We start from the raw sequence: 18,489 nt of genomic DNA, 5'->3' as shown, positions 1-18,489 counted from the left end.
AGTCGGCGGTGGCTCAGACCATGGCCAGCCGCTGCTTGCGTTGTGGCGCGTGAAACGCCTGGTCCAGCGCCGCCAGATCCCCAGCCTCGAGTTGCAGCTGCGCCGCTTGTGCATTGAGCTGCACGTGTTCCGGGCGCACGGCCTTGGGAATCGCAATCACCCCATCCTGACGCAGAATCCACGCCAGCGAAACCTGTGCCGGGGTCACGCCGTGACGAGCGGCAATCTGTTTCAGCACCGGCTCGACAAGCATCGCCCCGCCCTGGCCGATCGGGCAGTACGCCATTAGCGGCATGCGCTGTTGCTGGCACCACGGCAGCAGGTCGAATTCGATGCCGCGTTCTTCCAGGTTGTACAGCACCTGATTGGTCGCGCAGGCGGAATTCGACAGTTCCTCAAGATCGCCGACGTCGAAGTTTGACACGCCCCAGCGGCCGATCTTGCCGTCCTCGCGCAGGCGCTCGAAGGCCTCGACGGTTTCTTCCAGCGGATACTGGCCGCGCCAATGCAGCAGATAGAGATCGATGTAATCGGTGTCGAGTCGGCGCAGACTGCGCTCGCAGGCCTGGGGAATGCCTTTGCGGCTGGCGTTGTGCGGGTAGACCTTGCTCACCAGGAACACTTGATCGCGCAGGCCGGCAATGGCTTCGCCGACCACGCTTTCGGCACCGCCCTCGGCGTACATTTCGGCGGTGTCGATCAGGGTCATGCCCAGTTCGATGCCGCTGCGCAGGGCCGCGACTTCACGCTTGTGCGCCGAGCGGTCTTCGCCCATGCGCCAGGTGCCCTGGCCAATCACCGGCACCTGCACGCCAGCCAATTCGAGGGTACGCATTCCAACCTCCTATCTGAAAACGGTCGATACCTAGAGTGGGCAGCAGGATAGCCCACGGGTTCCAAATGAGGTGTGTCGGCTAGTGAGCGGGAGTTTGGGAAGTGCGCAAGAAGTTGCGCAGTTATACGTAATAAAACCATGGTCAAAAACGCTACAGTCCTTGCCGATCAAGGTCTCCAGCCAAGTGCGCAAGAAGTTGCACAGCACTGCGCAACTTCTTGCGCACTTTTCGACGGAATCAGTGGGAATTTTCGCCGCATCTGCGAAGAAAACTTACCGAACCCCCGGTTTATAAGGGTTTGAAAAAGTTGGCATGCTAATTGATGGCCATTGGCCGCCTCTTGGGTGATATCACCTATCGGCGCACCCAATGATTCAGCAAGGAGAGCATCCCATGGCAACACCCGCGTACATGTCGGTTACCGGCGAAAAACAAGGCTTGATCACTGCCGGCGCCTTCACCGCCGACTCCGTTGGCAACACCTACCAGGAAGGCCACGAAGACCAGGTCATGGTTCAGGCGTTCACCCACGACGTGATCATCCCGCGTGACCCGCAATCCGGTCAGCCAACCGGTCAGCGCGTGCACAAGCCAGTTGTGATCACCAAGGTCTACGACAAGGCTTCGCCGCTGCTGCAAGCAGCTCTGACTTCCGGCGAGCGCATGAGCGAAATCGTCATCCAGTGGTACCGCACCTCGGCGCAAGGCACCCAGGAGCACTACTACACCACCAAACTGGAAGACGCGATCATCGTCGCCATCAACAACAAAATGCACAACTGCCAGGACCCGGCGAACGCCCACTTCACTCATCTGGAAGAAGTGCAGTTCACCTACCGCAAAATCACCTGGACCCACGAAGTCTCCGGTACTTCGGGTTCCGATGACTGGCGTGCTCCGGTCGTTTAATTACGGCTGATCGTTTTACTGTCTCGGCCAGCGCTGCTGGCCGAGATCATGAATTTCAAAAGAATTTTTTGCCGCCAGATCCTTATCGATCTGGCGCGCATCGCAGCACTGTGCGAGGGACAAGGGAATGTTCTCACCGGCCAACCAGCCCCATTTCAATCTGACCATCGATGGCGCGGACAGCGATTTTCAGGTGCTGTCGTTCACCGGTCGGGAAGCCCTCAATACGCCCTTCGAATTCGAGCTGGAACTGGTCAGTGAAAAGGCCTCGATCAACCTCGAAAGCCTGCTGCACAAACTGGCGTTTCTGCAGCTGTCGCCGAGCGGAAGCGGGATTCACGGGCTGATCTACAGCATCGCCCAGGGCGAGGCGGGCAAGCGCCTGACCCGTTATAAAATCTCCCTGCGGCCACAGCTTTCCTATCTGGCGCACCGCTTCAACCAGCGCATTTTTCAGCAGATGACGGTGCAGCAGATCATCAGTCAGGTGCTGGAAGAACACGGCATTCTGGCCAGCGATTACCACTTTCAGTTGAGTGCGGTGTATCCCGAGCGGATCTACTGCACGCAGTACGACGAATCGGACCTGCATTTCGTCCAGCGCCTGTGCGAAGAGGAGGGGATTCACTACCACTTTCAGCACACGTCCAGCGGCCACAAACTGACCTTCGGCGATGACCAGACGGTGTTCCCGAAACTCGCGCCCGTGGCCTATCAGCAGGACTCCGGGCTGGTGGCGGACAAGCCGGTGGTCAAGCGTTTCGGCCTGCGCCTGGCCACCCGCACCAGCCGCACCACGCGGCGCGATTACGACTTCATCAAACCGAAGATCGAGCTGGAAAGCGACGCCAAAAGCAGCGCCCAACCGGATCTGGAAGACTACGATTACCCAGGCCGCTTCGTGGACCGCGAACGCGGCAAGCACCTGGCCAACCGCAACCTCGAACGCCACCGCAGCGACTATCGCCTGGCCGAGGGCAACAGCGATCAGCCGATCCTGGTCACCGGGCATTTTCTGGCCCTGACCGACCACGCCAACCCGACGTGGAACGACCTGTGGCTGCTCACGGAAATCTTCCACGAAGGCAAACAACCGCAAGTGCTGGAAGAGTCGGTGACCAGCGACACCACCGACAACAAAGACGATTTCCATCAGGGTTATCGCAACCGCTTCAACGCGATCCCGTGGGACGTGCCGTACCGCCCGCCGCTGGATCACCCGAAACCCAAAGTCCTCGGTTCGCAAAGCGCCGTGGTCACCGGTCCCGAAGGCGAAGAAATTTTCTGCGACCAGTACGGCCGGGTGAAGGTGCAGTTCTTCTGGGACCGCGAAGGCCAGCACGACGACAAGACCACCTGCTGGATGCGCGTGGCCTCCAGCTGGGCGGCTGAAACCTTTGGCTCGATCAACATTCCTCGGGTCGGCATGGAAGTGCTGATCACCTTCCTCGAAGGCGATCCCGACCAGCCGCTGATCACCGGGTGCCTGTACCACGGCGCCAACCTGCCGCCGTACAAATTGCCGGACTTCAAGACTCTCGCGACGGTCAAGAGCAAGGAATACAAGGGCAGCCGCGCCAACGAACTGCGCATCGACGACACCACCAGCGAGATCAGTATCGCGCTGCGCAGTGATCACGGTGCGAGCGCGATCAACCTCGGTTACCTGACCCATCCACGTCCGAGCGGCGGTCAACCTCGGGGTGAAGGTTTTGAGTTAAGAACCGATCGCCACGGCGCCGTGCGTGCCGGTGCTGGTCTGCTGATCACCACCGAGCCACGCCCGAACGAATCGAAACACCACAAGGACTTGCCGGAAACTGCCGAACGCCTCGCGACAGCCAGCGATCAACAGGACGGCTTTGCGGTGCAGGCCAAAGAGCTGCAAGCCCAGGAAGCAGGCGATCAGGACGACGTGGCCAAGGCCTTGCACGCGCAGCATCAGGGCGTGCTTGGCTCGGGACCGGCGAACCTCACCGCCAATGAATTTCCCGAGTTCACCGAGCCGCATCTGGTGTTGGCGAGCCCGGCCGGCATCGCCCTGACCACACCGCGCTCCAGCCACATCGCCACCGGCGAACACCTGGCGCTGAGCAGCACCGGCCACACCAGTTTTTCCATCGGCAAACGCCTGCTGGCCAGTGCCAGCCGTGGCATGCGCCTGTTCGTGCAGAGCATGGGCTGGCGGCTGGTGGCGGCGTCCGGCGACATCGACGTCAAGGCACTCAAGGACAGCATCAACCTGCTGGCCAAACTCAACATCACCGCCAACGCCGACCGCATCACCATCACCGCCAAGACCGAACTGGTGATCCAGGGCGGCGGCAGCGCCACGACCTACAACGCCGGCGGCATCACCCACGCCACCAGCGGCCCGTACACCGCCCACGCGGCGAACTTCGCCTACACCGGGGCGAAATCCCTCGCCGGGGTGTTCCCGGAACCACCGAAACCGGGCAAGGGCAACCTCGAATTGTTCAACCAGTACGCCGGTCGCCAGGGCATCAAGGACGGCGATTACGAAGTCATCGATGCGCTGGGCAAAAGCATCAAGGGCAAGCTCGACGCCAAAGGTTTCGCCAGCGTCGCCGGCGCCGCACCGGGGCCGGCGCGGGTGCTGTTCGGCAAGGATCCTGCGGACACCTGGAGTGAAGGCAGCTACATCGGCAAGCCGGAATGGCCGTTGAATCCACCGGGTGCGGAAGACATTCCGAGTCAGGTGCAGGCGATGGTGGCGCAGGCGCTGCCGAGCAAGAACTGGGACATGTTGGAGAAGGGCAAGGAATTGGCACAGACAGGGATGGGTGCAATGCAGACCGCGCAAGGTGCGATGCAAACGGCGCAGCAGGTGAAAGGGGCAGTGCAGGGCGGGGTGGCCGGACTGCCGAAACTGGCGAGTGCGGCGATGCCGAGTGCGTCGGGGATTCTCGGTGCGGCGAGCAAGGCGGGCAAGTTGCCGAGTCTTCCGGCGCCGACGCTTCCAAAAACTTCCTTGAAAACCCCGGGCCTGCTGGCGGGTGAGATGCTGTCATGACCACTGAAAATACTGTTGTAAAACGCGAGCCTCAGGTTGCGATCGTTCCTTTAAATGCCATCGACATTCAGGATGTCGCCAGCGGTGCGGCGACCTTCGATGCCTGGCTTCAATCCGCCAGCGGCGGGGTGGTCACCCTCGACCGGATCAAGAACGTCGCCGGAGCTTTACCCGTGGTGGGCAACATCATGGCGCTGGTCGATGCGCTGGGTGACATCGTCACGCTGTCGAACGCCAAGCAGCGCGACTTGCTCGCATGGGCCAGCCTTGGCATCAACCTGATCGGTGTGTTGCCTTTACCACCGGCGATGGCGGCAGCACGGATGACCCTTCGTCCGACTCTGTTTCTGGTGCGCCAGGAGATGAGGGCCAGCAGCAAGTTGTTGCTCAGCACTTCTGTGATCGAGGTGCTGGTCGGTCACCTGAACGCCTCGATTATCGGCACGCTGGATGATTTTGTTGAACAGGCCAAAGGCAAGTTGCCCGGTATTTTGGCGGACGCTGGCAAGCTCGGCGAAGAAGTCGTTAACGAAATTGCCAAGGGCATCGAAGCGGTGGCGTTTGGCAATCTGGATGCCAAAGGTGATCTGAATGCAGCCAGCGCCCAGGCAAGCGCTGCGGCCGACCAATTCAAGAATGATCCGCTGGCGTCTTTCAGCAATATTTTTGGGGCTGCCAACAGCGCGCTGAAGTCAGCAGGCAAAGGCCTGGCCAACAGCGTGGCGCAAAATCTCGTTCCTGATGACCTCAAAAAAACCGTTTCCGACGAAACCAAAAAACTGCGGGCGATGGGCCCGGAGCTGCGCACCCAGTTGAGCAAGCTGGATGATGAGTCCGTTCAGAACTCCATCGGCTGGTTGCTGCTGATTCTTTCCAGCGCCGTGACGTTGTGGCGCAAGCGCAATGCCCATGGCCAGAACGCCGCCGTCCATCCGGAGAAGACCGGACAGGCCAAGCGTACGGCATCTGAGGGGCAGTTGGCCGCCCACGGCCAACAGGCACCGGCGAAAGGCGCGCCCAATCCAAAGAAAGGTCCCTGCGAATGCGCCACGGACTTCAGCATCAATTTCGCCTTGGGTTCGGAAAGTCTCAGCCATACCGATTTCAGCCTGCCTGGACCCTTTCCGATCGAGTGGACCCGCACTTACAACTCACGCCTCGACGCCTACGATCAGAGCGAGCTCGGCGCCCGCTGGATCAGCGAGTTCACCACGCGTTTCGATTGCGTGGATGATGGCCTGACCTTCTACGGCGCCGACGGCCGTGACCACAGCTATCCGCTGCCCAAAGTCGGTCTGTTCCACTACGACGCCATCGAAAACATCACCCTCGTTCGTGCCAGCGAAGATCAGTTGCTGGTGTGTCACGGTTTCGAACGCAAGGAAACCTACGTCCGCCGTGGCCAGCGTTTTGTGCTGAGCAACATTTCGCTGCGCAACGGCGCCGGGATCATGCTGCATTACGAGCATCGTCACGGCGAACAATCGGTGCTTTCGGACCTGATCACCTATCAGGAAAACGACTTCACCAAAGTCCACCTGCACCTCGGCACGCTGATTGACGATCACGGCCGGTTTATCGGCCTCTGGCAAATCGTTGACGGCGAACCGCTGCGCCAGCTCTGCGCCTATCAATACGACGCCTATGGCGACCTGATTCAAGCGCAGGACGAGAACGGCGCAGTCTGGTCGTATCAGTTCCAGCATCACCTGATCACCCGCTATACCGACCGCACCGGACGCGGCATGAACCTGCAGTGGGACGGCTCAAGCGCCAAGGCCAAAGCCATCCGCGAGTGGGCGGACGACGGCAGCTTCGACACGCGCCTGGAGTGGGACGAAAACATCCGTCTGACCTATGTCACCGACGCGCTCGGCAACGAGACCTGGCACTACTACGACATCCTTGGCTACACCTACCGCATTCGCTACGCGGACGAGCGTTCGGAATGGTTCTTCCGCGACGAGGCCAAGAACATCGTTCGCCGCGTGAATGCCGACGGCAGCACCGATCGCTACAGCTACGATGAACGCAGCAACCTGCTCGAGCACATCCGCGCCGATCACACGGTGATTCATTACGCCTACGACGATCAGGACCTGCTGATCAAGATCAGCGACGCCGAGGGTGGTCAGTGGCAACGCGCCTATGACGACCAAGGCAACCTGGTCGAAGCGCTGGATCCGCTGGGCAACAAAACCGAATACGCCTACAACAAATCCGGCCAGCCCACCGCGATCAAGGACGCCAACGGCAACGAAAAGACCCTGGACTACAACGACGCCGGGCAACTGGTCGAGTACGTCGACTGCTCGGGCAAGACCAGCGCCTGGGAGTACAACGAACTCGGGCAGATGATCTGCTTCACCGACGCCGCCGGTAACGCCACCGAATACGAATACAAGGCTGGCCAACTGGTGCTGATCAAGCACCCGGACAAGTCTGAAGAACGCTTTGAACGCGACGCCGAAGGCCGGCTGTTAACGCATGTTGACGGTCTCGATCGCTGCACCACCTGGAGCTACAGCGCGGCCGGTTTGATCGCCGAACGTGTCGATGCCGCCGAGCAAACCCTGCGCTATCGCTGGGACCGTCTCGGACGGCTAACGGCCTTGGAAAACGAAAACGAACAACGCGCGCACTTCCACTACGACCCGGTCGGTCGTCTGCTCGAAGAGCGCGGTTTCGATGGGCGCAGCACGCGTTATGAGTACGACCCACTCACCGGCCGCCTCGCCCAATCGATCAATGGCCAACGCATCATCTCATTGAACTTCGACCCGATGGGCCGTTTGACCGAGCGTCGCGCCACTCTGGGTGACCAATCGCAAAGCGAAACCTTTGCCTATGACGGCAACGGCAATATGGTGCTGGCCGACAACGCCGACAGCCGCCTGCAATGGTTCCACGACCCGGCCGGCAATCTGCTGCGCGAACACCAACATTACTTCGGACTGGAAAAGCCCACCGTCGCGATCTGGCAGCACGAGTACGACGTGCTCAATCAACGTGTTGCCACCGTTCGCCCGGACGGTCACCGCGTCAGTTGGCTCACTTACGGTAGCGGCCACCTGCTGGGCATGCGTCTGGATGAGCATGAACTGATCGGCTACGAACGCGACGACCTGCACCGCGAAATCGCCCGCCACCAAGGCAATCACCTGCTGCAAACTCAAAGCTGGGACCCGGCCGGACGCTTGCAGGAACAACTGCTGGGGCGCAGCGATGACAAAAGCACTCTGCTCAAGCGCGAATACAAATACGACGCTGCCGGCCAACTGACCGACATCAACGACAGTCGTCGCGGCCCGCTCGCCTATCGTTACGATCCCGTCGGCCGACTGCTCAGCGCTGTGACGCGTCAAGGCGTTGAAACGTTCGCCTTCGACCCGGCCGGTAACCTGCTGGATGACAAGACCGCCGAAATCCGTCGTCCACTGGATCTGACGCCACCGCGCAGCAAACTGGTCGACAACCTGCTGCGCGAATACGCCGGCACCCACTACGATTACGACGAACGCGGTAACCAGATCCAGCGCTGGCACAACGGTCAGCGTAGCGATCTGCGTTGGGACCTGTTTGATCGACTGGTGCATTTCGAGGACACGCGCCTGAGCGTGGATTTCGCCTACGACGCGTTGGGACGCCGCCTGCACAAGAACTCCCGCGCCCACTACAAACAGCGCCCGGAAGCCGGTTCCCTCTGGAACAGAAACGAGCACGCCCGCAAACAGCGCGAACTGGGCTGCGGTTTTACGCTTTACGGATGGGATGGCGACAATCTTGCGTGGGAAAGCAGTCTGGCGCAGGGCGATGGCGAACCGGGTCGCACGGTGCATTACGTCTTTGAACCGGGCACTTTTGTCCCTGTTGCACAGGCTGTACGGCATGCGCCGATCAATCTGATGGGGCTGCCGGATTACAGCGGTGAATACAGCCTTGATGAAGACCCAGTGTGGAATCACAAGGCAACGGCGTTACCGTTTGATGCGTTGGCCTGGTATCAATGTGATCACCTCGGTACACCGCAGGAACTGACGGATTCACAAGGCAATATGGCTTGGACCGCGCAGTACAAGGCGTGGGGGCAGGTGACGGAACAGCGCTCGGAATGGGCGCGGCAGCATGGCGTGACGAACCCGATACGGTTTCAGGGGCAGTATCACGATCATGAGACGGGGCTGCATTACAACCGGTATCGGTACTATGATCCGGGGGTTGGGCGGTTCATTTCTCAGGATCCTATACGCTACGAGGGAGGCTTAAACCTTTACAAGTATGCGCCAAACCCGGTTGAGTGGATTGACCCATTGGGGTTGGAGACTGTTGTTGCTACCAAAAGCCGCGCAAGCGCAATGAGGAAGGCACAACAACACGCACAGGTTCCAAGAGTAGGAAGAGGTGGAAAAGATATCCCCACACAAGAGTTGAACGGTGAAAGTGACGGGCGATTTTGTGCATGTTTGAAAAAGCGTGGAGTTACAACGCTGGGAAGGCGTGGACACGATAATTCTGAGGTCTTTGATCACCCGGATGGTCACCCTCATATGGTCGGAGAGGGGCACCCGGAGCATCACAACTCCCCACATGTTCATGCAATGAACAAAAAAGGCGAGTCAAAAATATTCACTTATCCGGGAGAGATGTAGCGTGAACGACTACAAAATTATATGCTATCGGGCTAAATTTGATGATTTCAAAAAAACCTCAAGTGCTCGCATTAAAAATATTCCTGCGGAAGTTAATGATGATTTTGCACTTTTAGCTTCTGTTGATCAAAAAGGCACTATCGGTTTCAATAAAACCATCCAGGGCTCCGCTGCGATCAAAGCTTTGATTGCTAGTTGCTACTACATTGATATCGATGGAAGGCTTCAGTCGCCTTCAAATAATGAACTTTGCTATATGCCGTTCTTTATGTTTAGGGATAAAGATGGGGAGTTTGAGCTCGCAGTTCGCGCGCACAGGCAATACGAAATAGATATCAAAAAATATGAAGTGCTCTCACGGCATCGAAGCGTAGATAAACCCATTGCCCCTATGCTGACTACTTTTTTGCAAAATGATGAGTTATCCATAAGTCATGATGTATATGAACTTCTCAAAAGGTCCTGCCACTATGTCGCTATTGCGAAAATTTCTGGCGAATATGGGCATGGTGCGTTCGATGTGTTTTCTAACGATTTGACTTATTTTTTTGAAGAGTTTGGCAGTATTACCGCGGGAACAGCTGAATGGGTGATGGTTGATGCTTCGTCGCAACTTCCAATAAATTAGTTGGCGAGTGTTCTTAACCTCATGGAGGCAGGTCGCGTTTTTAATAGTGTTTAAATGTGGTCTGTCTCTGATAAAACCCCACAAGGCCGAACGCAATGGTGGGGGCGGGTTTGTTTTTTAATTAGGGGGGGCGTCCGTGATGTGAATGGCACTAACAAGCCGCCTGGTTCAGTTTGTAGTCCCTTAGTAAAGAAGTTTGACTTTAGGGTGCGGAGGAAATTCTTGATGTCAGAGTTTTCGAACAGGCTTTTAAAACTTTCTCCGATAGATTTGCAACTCTATGCATCGAAATCTTTAAATGCTTATTGCGCAGCAAAGTCTATTCAGCACGTGACGGTCGATGAGTTGATAGCCCACCTTAATAGTCGTCCTGAAGGCCGTGACTTGGCTGAGTGGGAGAGAAGGGGGGCGCTATTGCCGCTCAATGGAAGGGGGGATGATATGCCTCAAGAACTTAGGCAATCGATTCCATCTCAAGATATTGACGATTTTTGTCATATTGTGGATAGCGCGGTCGAGGTCGGAATAGTAGATGTCTATGGAACTCCAAGCGAGCTGCCGGCCATGTTCTTAGAGAAAATAACTTCAATTCTTCGCAAAAATAACATTGATATTCCTCAGTTGTAATTTGTGGGGTAATGGGGGATTTATTTTTGTATGATTTTTGCATTATATAAATCTGTCACCTTTGTTCAGGTCGGTACCTTTCTGAGTGGGCACTATGCCGCAGGAAAGAACCCGATGGCGCGTAAATAAGGAGATATAAGATTTCTACTGATTTTTATAAGCTGATTGCGCTGTTTTTAGAAGGAGCGGGTAATCTTCAACCAAATATTTTTGAATTGAAGGGTTTCTCTGAGTCTGAGTTTTTAAATGCCGATTTTGAGTTGGTCGGGGATCTGGATGATTTTCATTTTTTCGAGAAGGAATACAGCGTTTCTTATTTGTGTCGAAAAGTATCGATTGTATTTAAGCAATATTTTTTTGTAAGTGAGGCGTTAGGGTGCGGCCTTGGTGTTGCATGTGGGGTGAGGCTGACTTCTCTTTTGAAAAAGCAGCCATTTGCTGCAGCGTTGAGGCAGATAGGCGATAATCGGATTTCGTTCTATTTTTCCGAAGATGAAAGTGAAGGGGCACTGATTTTTGATGAAAGCATTGTAATAAGATTTGGTCGGCGATCCAAAAGAAGCTCATACATGATTTCAACTGTTGAATGCGATTTTGATAATGAGCGTTTTGGTGACATAGCAAGGAAAGCAGTGCATGAAACGTTCGAGTGCCTTACTCCCGAATCGATGATAAGCGAAGCCAGTTCAAAAGGCTGCTCAAATGCTTTCAAACGGCTGGTTCGACAGATTTATTTGGGCAGTACTATGCAATGAATAGTGCCATCCGCTCACAACTAAAAGAGTGATAGCATGACTTTTGCTTTTTATAAATTTGTCACCTTTAAAGGTTGTAATTTTTAAAGCTTTCGGGATAAAGGTCTCAATCTATGAAAAGGCTGACTGAGTTTACTGTGCACGGGACCGCTGTCGGTAGTGATGCGAGTATTCAGCTGGATGAGGTTTCGATTCTTGCTGATCCACAAACGATTAGAGAGCTTGGTGTTTTTCTTATTAATGCATCGTATGAGATGTCAACGAATGGTCTTGAGCATAAGCACCTTCAAGATATAGTTGAAGACTTCGACTATGACGCGAATGTGGACTTCATCGCGTTGAATAACAGCTTGGTGAAGCCTGTGTAAGTATCGGATCATGAGTCATGAATACAAGCTGGTGTTCGGCGACACAACCTCTGCCAGCAAAGTAATGAAGAAAATAAAGGGCAGCGATGCATGTATTCGCGCACAACAACCTGGCGACCTCTACCTGAAAGATCAGTCGCTCAACAGTAGCGCCGATTATGACGCTCGATTGATCTATGAAAGTGGGAGCGTTTTGTGGCTTCAGGTCAATTTCAAGTCATTGAACCTATACCAAACCTTGCTCTCGGCGTTGGGTGACAGCGACTATAGATGTCTTGAGGAAGGTGATGATGAGGTGCCGCTTAAGGATGCATTTCGCATCAAGGGCAATGTTTGAAGAACGCTTGAATGTCTGCATCGTGCATTAGTGCGAATAAACAGGCCTTGGTCAAAGGAGTGACAACATGAAAGACGCAATCCGCCTCGGCGACTCCACCACTCACGGTGGCAAGGTCCTCGAAGCATTCTCCCGGACCGACCTCAACGGCAAGCCGATTGCCGGGGTTGGTCACAAGGTCAGTTGCCCGCTGTGCAAGGGGATTTTCCCGATTGCCGAGGGCAGCAGCACTTACACCGTGGACGGCACACCCATCGCGCTGGACGGTATGAAAACTGCCTGTGGTGCGGCGCTGATTGCCAGTGGCCCGAAAGGCTCAGTGATCAGCTGAGTCTCTGAATCTCGGCTACTCCTGTCTGCCTTGGTCGATATCTGGAGTCAAAAAAAAGATCCCAGCCTGCGACAGCCCTACATCAGGATCAATTTTCCCCTATAGACGCTGCCACAGCCTGCGATCTTTTGCTCTTACTTAGCAGAAAACTTCAACACCACGGTCTGGGTGTAGGTCTGTCCCGGATCCAGTCGGGTACTCGGGAAGTTCGGCTGGTTCGGCGAGTCCGGGTAGTGCTGGGTTTCCAGGGTGAACGCGCCCCAGTGCGGATAGACCTTGCCACCCTTGCCCTTGACCGTGCCGTCGAGGAAGTTGCTGGTGTAGAACTGCACGCCCGGTTCGTTGGTGAACAGTTGCAAGTGGCGACCGGATTGCGGGTCGCTGACTTCGGCGGCGAGTTTGCTGACGTCACCCTTGGTGTCCAGCGCCCAGTTGAAATCGAAGCCGCCTTGTTTCTCTTCAGCGAATTTCAACTGCGGATGGTCGGCCTTGATGTGCTGGCCGATGGCGGTGGGTTTGGTGAAGTCCATCGGTGTGCCGGCCACGGGGGCCAGTTCGCCGGTCGGAATCAGTTTGGCGGTGACCGGGGTGTAATGGCTGGCGTGCAGGGTGGCGACCTGTTTGAGGATGTCGCCGTTGCCGGCGCCGGCGAGGTTGAAGTAGCTGTGGTTGGTCAGGTTGAGCACCGTCGGTTTGTCGGTGCTGGCCTTGTAGTCGATGCGCAGCTCGTTGCTGTCGGTGAGGCGGTAGGTCACTTCGGTGGTGAGGTTGCCGGGGAAACCCATTTCGCCATCCGCCGACAGGTAGGTCAGGGTCACGCCGACCGAATCCTTGTCCTTGGTTTCCTTCGCCTTCCAGACCTTTTTGTCGAAGCCCTGCGTGCCGCCGTGCAAGGCGTTGGTCTTGTCGTTCTGCGGCACTTGATAACGCTTGCCGTCGAGTTCGAAAGCGCCATCGGCCAGACGATTGCCGAAGCGGCCGATGGTCGCGCCAAAGTACGCGGTGCCTTTCTGGTAGCCCTGCACATCGTCGAAACCGAGGACGATGTCGTCGAGCTTGCCGTGTTTGTCCGGCACTTGCAGCGCCTGCAAGGTCGCGCCGTAGGTGATGACCGTGGCTTGCATGCCGTGGCTGTTGCGCAGGATGTATTGCTCGACGGGGGTGCCGTCATTGGTTTTACCGAAGGCTTTGTGTTCGCTGGACAGGCCGGCGGCCTGGGCGGAGAGGGTGGCGATCATCAGGGACAGTCCGAGGCCGCAGAGTGAGTGTCTGGATTGAAGCATGGTTGACCTTCCATTTTGTTGTTGTTTTGAAAATCGTTAAATAGTCATGCTAATTGTCGTGTGAATGAAGATTTATAGCGGATTTAGCGTTTATTGCAAAAATAAAGTCCGACTAAATGAAAAAGGCAACCAGCACCGAAGGTCGGGAATCCACCCTGGCACCGCACTTTTGCGAAATCCCCGGCTCTATCCATGGCCAGGTTGCGGTGACTCCCGCCGCACAGGAATGTGTCCTTCAAAGAATTCATGCCGAGAGTTTTGCCTCACATCGCTGCATTCATTCACCGCCCGTGCCTGCTGCTGGCCTGCCTGTCGACGCTGCTGTTCGGCGGTTGCAGCCATCAGGACGGCAACAATTTCATCAGCCAGATGCGCGAGGGCAGGCCTCAGGAATTTCTCCAGACCAGCGTCGACCGCATGGCTACGCTGGCGATGCGCGACAACCTCGACAGCCTCTATCGCTTGATGGGCAAGTTGTACCTGCGCAACCCGGACGAGCTGCGCAAATCCGGCTTCCTCGACATCCGCACGGCGGTCAAACAGGTGCGACTGGCCATCGAACAGCAGCAACCTCTGCCAACTCTCGGCGGCAAGAAAGATCTGGCGGCACTGAGCTATGCGATGAGCCCCGAGTTTCTCGGTGACCGGGTCGGCGCCTTCATCTATGCGATCGGCAGCATGCTGGTCACTGCCCACGGCAACCGCACCGAGTTCTACATGACCGATGCGATCAACCCGACCTTCGTCAACAACGCCGCACGCAACATCGAAAAAGCCACGTGGATCCTTGCCCAGCGGCAGAACAAGGAAGGCCAGCCGCTGCTGTTCTCCAACGAAATTTCAGAAGAGGGCAGCAACCTGAGCTTTGCCACGGAGTTCGGCAAAGTCGTGGCACGCCTGGATCTGCTGACCCAGATGCTCGATGAGCGCTACCGGCGCATCGGTTTGAATTACGCCCAGAGCCTGCTGTTTTTGAATTTTTTGCCGGTGCAGTGAAATGGCATAACGATAGATCGGATCGATATAGGAGGTTATAAGAAAAATCGCTATGCTGCGGGCCAGATTTTTCCTGTCGTCTTCTGGATGTCTTAATGGAATTGGCAAATTTCGGTCTGGTGATTGCCGGGCTGGTCGTGGGGTTCATCGTCGGCATGACCGGTGTCGGCGGCGGTTCGTTGATGACGCCGATCCTGCTGTGGTTCGGCATCAATCCGGCCACGGCGGTGGGCACGGATCTGCTGTACGCGGCCATCACCAAATCCAGCGGCGTGCTGGTTCACAGGAAGAACAAGAACATCGACTGGGCCATCACCGGCTGGCTGACCCTGGGCAGTGTCCCGGCGGTGGCGATGACCTTGTGGTTCCTGAGCACCCTGCACACCGCGCCGGACGCGATGAACGCCATCATCAAGCAGGCGCTGGGCTTCGTGCTGTTCGCCACGGCGCTGGCGATTCTGTTCAAGAAGCGCCTGCTGGAATTCGCCCACAAACGCGCCGGCGGCAACTACAACCCCAGCGGCACGCGCTTGAATATCATGACGGTGATTACCGGTCTGATCCTCGGCACCATGGTCGCCCTGACCTCCATCGGTGCCGGCGCCCTCGGCACCGTCGCGCTGTTCATCCTCTATCCGCTGCTGCCGACCCGCCGCCTGGTCGGCACCGAAATCGCCCACGCCGTACCGCTGACCCTGGTGGCCGGCCTCGGCCACGCGAGCATGGGCAACATGGACTGGGGCGTGCTGGGCTTTCTGCTGGTCGGCTCGCTGCCGGGCATCTGGCTCGGCAGCCACCTGACCGGCCGCGTCTCCGATGAACTGCTGCGTCCGTGCCTGGCGACGATGCTGGTGTTGATCGGTTACAAGCTGGCGTTCTGATCGGCAGGCAGCCATGAGCGAAACCACATTCCATTGCAATGGCCGTCTCGCCATCACGGTCGAGCCCCGGGAAATGCGCATGAGCCACTGGCTCTACGCGCCATTGGTGGTTGACCAGCATCGTCAACAGACGCTGCTGGACTTGAGTGGCAGCCAGTGGGACCTGATTTCCACTACCAATGAAACCGCTGGTGCTATTGATCTACTGCTGCGCAAATATCCGGGCGACAAGCCAACTTTGATCTTGAACGTCAGCCTCGATGACGGAAGGCTTCGCCTTGACGGCCGATGCGTTGATCCATCGGGGCTGGAAGCGGCGCTCGATTTGGCGCTGAGCTAAGTGCTTAATGGCTGAGCGAGCGCTTCATCACCGTCACCGGCAAACCGTCGTATTCCGTTTCTTCCAGCACCTCCCAACCCAGCCGCGCATACAGCGACTGCGCGGCATCGGTGTACAGGTACAGCTGCGGGACGCCCAGGGCGGCGGCTTCCTCGACGATGCGGTTGACCAGTTGCGAGGCGATGCCGCGGCCACGCTGTTCGGCCTTCACGTAGACCCCGGCCAGCCACGGCGTCAGTTGCGGGCGCGTGTCCATGTCGCTGTCGATCAGCAGCGCACCGCCGAGCAGTTTTCCGTCTTCGATCGCCACCACCACGCTGGGAATCGCACCTTTGCCGCAGGCGGCGCGCATACGTTCAGTGCGGCTGGCGAGGGTGTCTTTGGGGCTGTACTGGCCCCATTCCTTGAAGTTCAGTTCAGCCAGTTCCTCGATCAGTTGCGGGTGATGGCAGAGGTAGTCGATGTGCATGCGCGTTGAACTCCATTTCACAGGTTGAACAGCCACCCTAATGCGCTCATAAAAGGTAATCAAATGCGCGAGAGGATCGTGCGTATCCGGTTGCGCAAAATCGGTGCTGACCTAAGCTTTGGGCAAGGCGAAACACTTTTGCCGGGCAGCCCCCGGAACAATCGCCGCGATGCGCAATCATTAGAGCGTGGATATCAAAAGGAGATGCGCATGCTCATCAGGTCACTGACCCTGACACTCTTGCTGGCGATTGCCGGCCCCCTGTTCGCCGCCGACGGCGATTCCCCTCTGGACGTCGACAAGGGCATCAACCGCCCGGTGATCGTGATCGCTTCCAGTACGGTCGATTCTTATTGGGTCAGCCTGAAAAAAGCGCTGGACGACCCGGCCAACAAACAAGGCATCGCCGACCGCAAGATCAAGGTTTACACCATCCTGAGCATGAGCGGTCAGGTCGATGGCAAAAGCCTGGAGCAGCAGCAGACCATGGCGCTGCTGCGCTCGCTGAAGCTCGGCGCCGGGGCGTATCCGAAGGTCTTTCTGGTGGGCAAGGATGGCGAGACCAAGCTCTCGGCTTCGGGGGATGAAGCGGCGGCGGTCGATTTGAAGAAGATTTTCGACACCATTGATGCGCTGCCTGCCGCCGAGAAAGAAGCCACTTCCACTGTGGTGACTGCCCCGGCTGCTGCTGAACCGGCGCCGGCCAAGGGTGCGAAAGGGACAAAACCGACGAAGCCAACCAAACCGGCCAAGCCGCCGGAAATGCCGGATGATTGATGTTCTGATTCAGCGGTTATCAAAAAACGGGCGACCTTCTCAGGTCGCCCGTTTTTTATGCCGTGATTACCGGGTTAACTCCCCCAGAATCTTGTGCGCAATCTTCACCCGCTCTCCATTCGGGTAATTGCGGTTCGCCAGAATCACGATCCCGACTTTCTTCGACGGCACAAACGCGACGTAGGCGCCGTAACCTGCTGTAGAGCCGGTCTTGTTCAGCAGCACGTTCGCCGGTTCCGCCTGTGGCGGGTTGAGCCATTTGACCTTGTGCGGTTCCATGGCCATCGGCGTCGAGTTGCCGTCCAGCAGGCGGTCGAGGCTGATCGGGTAGGTGTAGCGTTCCCAGCCCAGGCCTTGGGTCATGTCGCCGACGGTGTAGTAGCCGGTGTGGGTGAGGGCGATGGCTTTTTGCAGGGGTGTTTCGAGTTTGGCGGTGTCGAGGTTGGCCTCGACGTATTGCAGCAGGTCGGCGGCGCTGGTTTTCACGCCGTAGGCTTCGGAGTCGAGGGCGCCGGGGCTGACTCGAACCGGTTTGTTGTTCTTGTCATAGCCCTGGGCGTAGAGCTTTTCTTCAGAAACCGGCACGGACAGGAAGGTGTGCTTGAGCCCGAGTTTCGGCAGCAGGGTTTCGGTCATGACCTGATTGAACGGCTGTCCGAGGCTTTTCGCCGCCAGATAACCGAACAGGCCGATGCTCGGGTTGGAATACAGGCGATGGCTGCCGGCCGGAAAGGTCGGTTTCCACTGTTGGTAAAAGCCGAGCATCTTGTCGGCAGAATCCGCGGCATCCGGGAATTGCAGCGGCAGGCCTCCCGCGCTGTAGGTGCCCAGTTGCAGCAGGCTGATGTGGTCGAAAGCGCTGCCTTTCAGTTCGGGCCAGTACTGGCTGGCCTTGTCGGAGAATTGCAGTTTGCCGCTGGCCTGGGCGTAGGCGGCGAGGGTCGCGGTGAAGGTTTTGCTCACCGAGCCGATTTCGAACAGGGTGTTTTCATTCACCGCTTGTCCGGTGCTTTTGTCAGCGACACCGTAGTTAAAGTAATGCGCCTTGCCATCGACAGTCACGGCCACCGCCAGACCTGCGATGTCCTGTTGCTGCATGACCGGGGTCACGGAGGCCTTGACCAGCGCCTGTAATTGATCGTCGGTTTGTGGGGCGGCCAGGCAGGTGGCGGCGCTGAAGAAAAGTCCGAAAGCGCTGAAGGACTTGAGTTTGTTCAGGTTGATCGAAGACATGCTTGAATCACTCTCCATGAGTGCTAATGGTGTTAT

At 57.1% G+C, this 18,489-nt stretch carries 17 protein-coding genes; 13 read left to right on the top strand and 4 right to left on the bottom strand.

The features are described 5' to 3' along the window. Positions 1-13: 13 nt before the first annotated feature. Positions 14-835 (bottom strand): aldo/keto reductase, encoded by an 822-nt coding sequence (locus ACSPX5_RS13580; protein WP_169431051.1) that lies wholly within the window; start codon positions 833-835, stop codon positions 14-16. Positions 836-1,229: 394 nt separating this feature from the next. Between ACSPX5_RS13580 and ACSPX5_RS13575 the strand changes: the two genes are divergently transcribed. The 9 genes from ACSPX5_RS13575 to ACSPX5_RS13535 all read left to right on the top strand — a co-directional run bounded on the left by ACSPX5_RS13575 (position 1,230) and on the right by ACSPX5_RS13535 (position 12,474). Beyond that, complete coding sequence (locus ACSPX5_RS13575) at positions 1,230-1,745, top strand: Hcp family type VI secretion system effector (protein WP_169430015.1); 516 nt, start codon at positions 1,230-1,232, stop codon at positions 1,743-1,745. A gap of 127 nt (positions 1,746-1,872) precedes the next feature. Beyond that, the gene (locus ACSPX5_RS13570; protein ID WP_439821906.1) at positions 1,873-4,779 is read left to right on the top strand and encodes a type VI secretion system Vgr family protein; all 2,907 of its coding nucleotides are present in this window, start codon (positions 1,873-1,875) and stop codon (positions 4,777-4,779) included. Continuing rightward, positions 4,776-9,428, top strand: a complete 4,653-nt coding sequence (locus ACSPX5_RS13565) for an RHS repeat-associated core domain-containing protein (protein ID WP_439821905.1) — start codon at positions 4,776-4,778, stop codon at positions 9,426-9,428. Before ACSPX5_RS13570 ends, ACSPX5_RS13565 begins: the two co-directional genes overlap by 4 nt. Before the next feature lies 1 nt (position 9,429). Next, complete coding sequence (locus ACSPX5_RS13560; RefSeq protein ID WP_169431047.1) at positions 9,430-10,056, top strand: hypothetical protein; 627 nt, start codon at positions 9,430-9,432, stop codon at positions 10,054-10,056. Positions 10,057-10,281: 225 nt separating this feature from the next. Continuing rightward, the gene (locus ACSPX5_RS13555; protein WP_323160107.1) at positions 10,282-10,683 is read left to right on the top strand and encodes a hypothetical protein; all 402 of its coding nucleotides are present in this window, start codon (positions 10,282-10,284) and stop codon (positions 10,681-10,683) included. A gap of 215 nt (positions 10,684-10,898) precedes the next feature. Further along, positions 10,899-11,438: a hypothetical protein gene (locus ACSPX5_RS13550; RefSeq protein ID WP_169431045.1), complete on the top strand. Its 540-nt coding sequence runs from the start codon at positions 10,899-10,901 to the stop codon at positions 11,436-11,438. 113 nt (positions 11,439-11,551) lie between these two features. After that, positions 11,552-11,806 carry an Imm32 family immunity protein gene (locus ACSPX5_RS13545; protein WP_169428214.1) on the top strand — a complete coding sequence of 85 codons (255 nt, stop codon included), beginning with the start codon at positions 11,552-11,554 and terminating at the stop codon, positions 11,804-11,806. Positions 11,807-11,816: 10 nt separating this feature from the next. Next, a complete protein-coding gene (locus ACSPX5_RS13540) occupies positions 11,817-12,143 on the top strand; it encodes a hypothetical protein (protein WP_169431044.1) in 327 nt (108 codons plus the stop codon). Between the two features lie 67 nt (positions 12,144-12,210). Then, positions 12,211-12,474, top strand: coding sequence for a PAAR domain-containing protein (locus ACSPX5_RS13535; RefSeq protein WP_439821904.1), 264 nt, complete (start codon positions 12,211-12,213; stop codon positions 12,472-12,474). A 134-nt stretch (positions 12,475-12,608) separates the two neighbouring features. Here the strand turns inward: ACSPX5_RS13535 and ACSPX5_RS13530 are convergent, their stop codons facing one another. Further along, positions 12,609-13,757 carry an aldose epimerase family protein gene (locus tag ACSPX5_RS13530; RefSeq protein WP_207864012.1) on the bottom strand — a complete coding sequence of 383 codons (1,149 nt, stop codon included), beginning with the start codon at positions 13,755-13,757 and terminating at the stop codon, positions 12,609-12,611. A 246-nt stretch (positions 13,758-14,003) separates the two neighbouring features. Here ACSPX5_RS13530 and ACSPX5_RS13525 point away from each other — a divergent pair, with 246 nt between their 5' ends. From ACSPX5_RS13525 to ACSPX5_RS13515, 3 genes are all read left to right on the top strand, one after another. After that, the gene (locus ACSPX5_RS13525; protein ID WP_323160110.1) at positions 14,004-14,753 is read left to right on the top strand and encodes a hypothetical protein; all 750 of its coding nucleotides are present in this window, start codon (positions 14,004-14,006) and stop codon (positions 14,751-14,753) included. A 95-nt stretch (positions 14,754-14,848) separates the two neighbouring features. Next, a complete protein-coding gene (locus ACSPX5_RS13520; RefSeq protein ID WP_169431041.1) occupies positions 14,849-15,634 on the top strand; it encodes a sulfite exporter TauE/SafE family protein in 786 nt (261 codons plus the stop codon). A gap of 13 nt (positions 15,635-15,647) precedes the next feature. After that, the gene (locus ACSPX5_RS13515) at positions 15,648-15,974 is read left to right on the top strand and encodes a hypothetical protein (RefSeq protein WP_169431040.1); all 327 of its coding nucleotides are present in this window, start codon (positions 15,648-15,650) and stop codon (positions 15,972-15,974) included. A 4-nt stretch (positions 15,975-15,978) separates the two neighbouring features. Here ACSPX5_RS13515 and ACSPX5_RS13510 read toward each other — a convergent pair whose 3' ends face one another. Continuing rightward, entirely contained in the window at positions 15,979-16,443 is a 465-nt protein-coding gene (locus ACSPX5_RS13510) for a GNAT family N-acetyltransferase (protein ID WP_169431039.1), read from the bottom strand. 210 nt (positions 16,444-16,653) lie between these two features. Here ACSPX5_RS13510 and ACSPX5_RS13505 point away from each other — a divergent pair, with 210 nt between their 5' ends. Then, positions 16,654-17,220, top strand: coding sequence for a DUF4174 domain-containing protein (locus ACSPX5_RS13505; protein ID WP_169431038.1), 567 nt, complete (start codon positions 16,654-16,656; stop codon positions 17,218-17,220). A 66-nt stretch (positions 17,221-17,286) separates the two neighbouring features. Here the strand turns inward: ACSPX5_RS13505 and ampC are convergent, their stop codons facing one another. Next, positions 17,287-18,453 (bottom strand): class C beta-lactamase, encoded by a 1,167-nt coding sequence (gene ampC / locus ACSPX5_RS13500; RefSeq protein ID WP_439821903.1) that lies wholly within the window; start codon positions 18,451-18,453, stop codon positions 17,287-17,289. Between the last annotated feature and the right edge of the window lie 36 nt (positions 18,454-18,489).

Origin of the sequence: Pseudomonas sp. HLG18, from assembly GCF_051903985.1 — a bacterium.
Taxonomy (GTDB): Bacteria; Pseudomonadota; Gammaproteobacteria; order Pseudomonadales; family Pseudomonadaceae; genus Aquipseudomonas; species Aquipseudomonas fluorescens_BT.
The sequence above is the reverse complement of the archived record's forward strand: the minus strand, read 5'-3'. Positions and strand labels throughout refer to the sequence as shown.

What these genes read in the sequence shown, in the direction of transcription:
- ACSPX5_RS13520 (WP_169431041.1), top strand. Translation starts at nt 14,849, where the DNA reads ATGGAATTGGCAAATTTCGGTCTGGTGATTGCCGGGCTGGTCGTGGGG.
- ACSPX5_RS13570 (WP_439821906.1), top strand. Translation starts at nt 1,873, where the DNA reads ATGTTCTCACCGGCCAACCAGCCCCATTTCAATCTGACCATCGATGGC.
- ampC (WP_439821903.1), bottom strand. Translation starts at nt 18,453, where the DNA reads ATGTCTTCGATCAACCTGAACAAACTCAAGTCCTTCAGCGCTTTCGGA.
- ACSPX5_RS13540 (WP_169431044.1), top strand. Translation starts at nt 11,817, where the DNA reads ATGAGTCATGAATACAAGCTGGTGTTCGGCGACACAACCTCTGCCAGC.
- ACSPX5_RS13555 (WP_323160107.1), top strand. Translation starts at nt 10,282, where the DNA reads ATGTCAGAGTTTTCGAACAGGCTTTTAAAACTTTCTCCGATAGATTTG.
- ACSPX5_RS13515 (WP_169431040.1), top strand. Translation starts at nt 15,648, where the DNA reads ATGAGCGAAACCACATTCCATTGCAATGGCCGTCTCGCCATCACGGTC.
- ACSPX5_RS13525 (WP_323160110.1), top strand. Translation starts at nt 14,004, where the DNA reads ATGCCGAGAGTTTTGCCTCACATCGCTGCATTCATTCACCGCCCGTGC.
- ACSPX5_RS13565 (WP_439821905.1), top strand. Translation starts at nt 4,776, where the DNA reads ATGACCACTGAAAATACTGTTGTAAAACGCGAGCCTCAGGTTGCGATC.
- ACSPX5_RS13545 (WP_169428214.1), top strand. Translation starts at nt 11,552, where the DNA reads ATGAAAAGGCTGACTGAGTTTACTGTGCACGGGACCGCTGTCGGTAGT.
- ACSPX5_RS13505 (WP_169431038.1), top strand. Translation starts at nt 16,654, where the DNA reads ATGCTCATCAGGTCACTGACCCTGACACTCTTGCTGGCGATTGCCGGC.
- ACSPX5_RS13580 (WP_169431051.1), bottom strand. Translation starts at nt 835, where the DNA reads ATGCGTACCCTCGAATTGGCTGGCGTGCAGGTGCCGGTGATTGGCCAG.
- ACSPX5_RS13510 (WP_169431039.1), bottom strand. Translation starts at nt 16,443, where the DNA reads ATGCACATCGACTACCTCTGCCATCACCCGCAACTGATCGAGGAACTG.
- ACSPX5_RS13530 (WP_207864012.1), bottom strand. Translation starts at nt 13,757, where the DNA reads ATGCTTCAATCCAGACACTCACTCTGCGGCCTCGGACTGTCCCTGATG.
- ACSPX5_RS13535 (WP_439821904.1), top strand. Translation starts at nt 12,211, where the DNA reads ATGAAAGACGCAATCCGCCTCGGCGACTCCACCACTCACGGTGGCAAG.
- ACSPX5_RS13575 (WP_169430015.1), top strand. Translation starts at nt 1,230, where the DNA reads ATGGCAACACCCGCGTACATGTCGGTTACCGGCGAAAAACAAGGCTTG.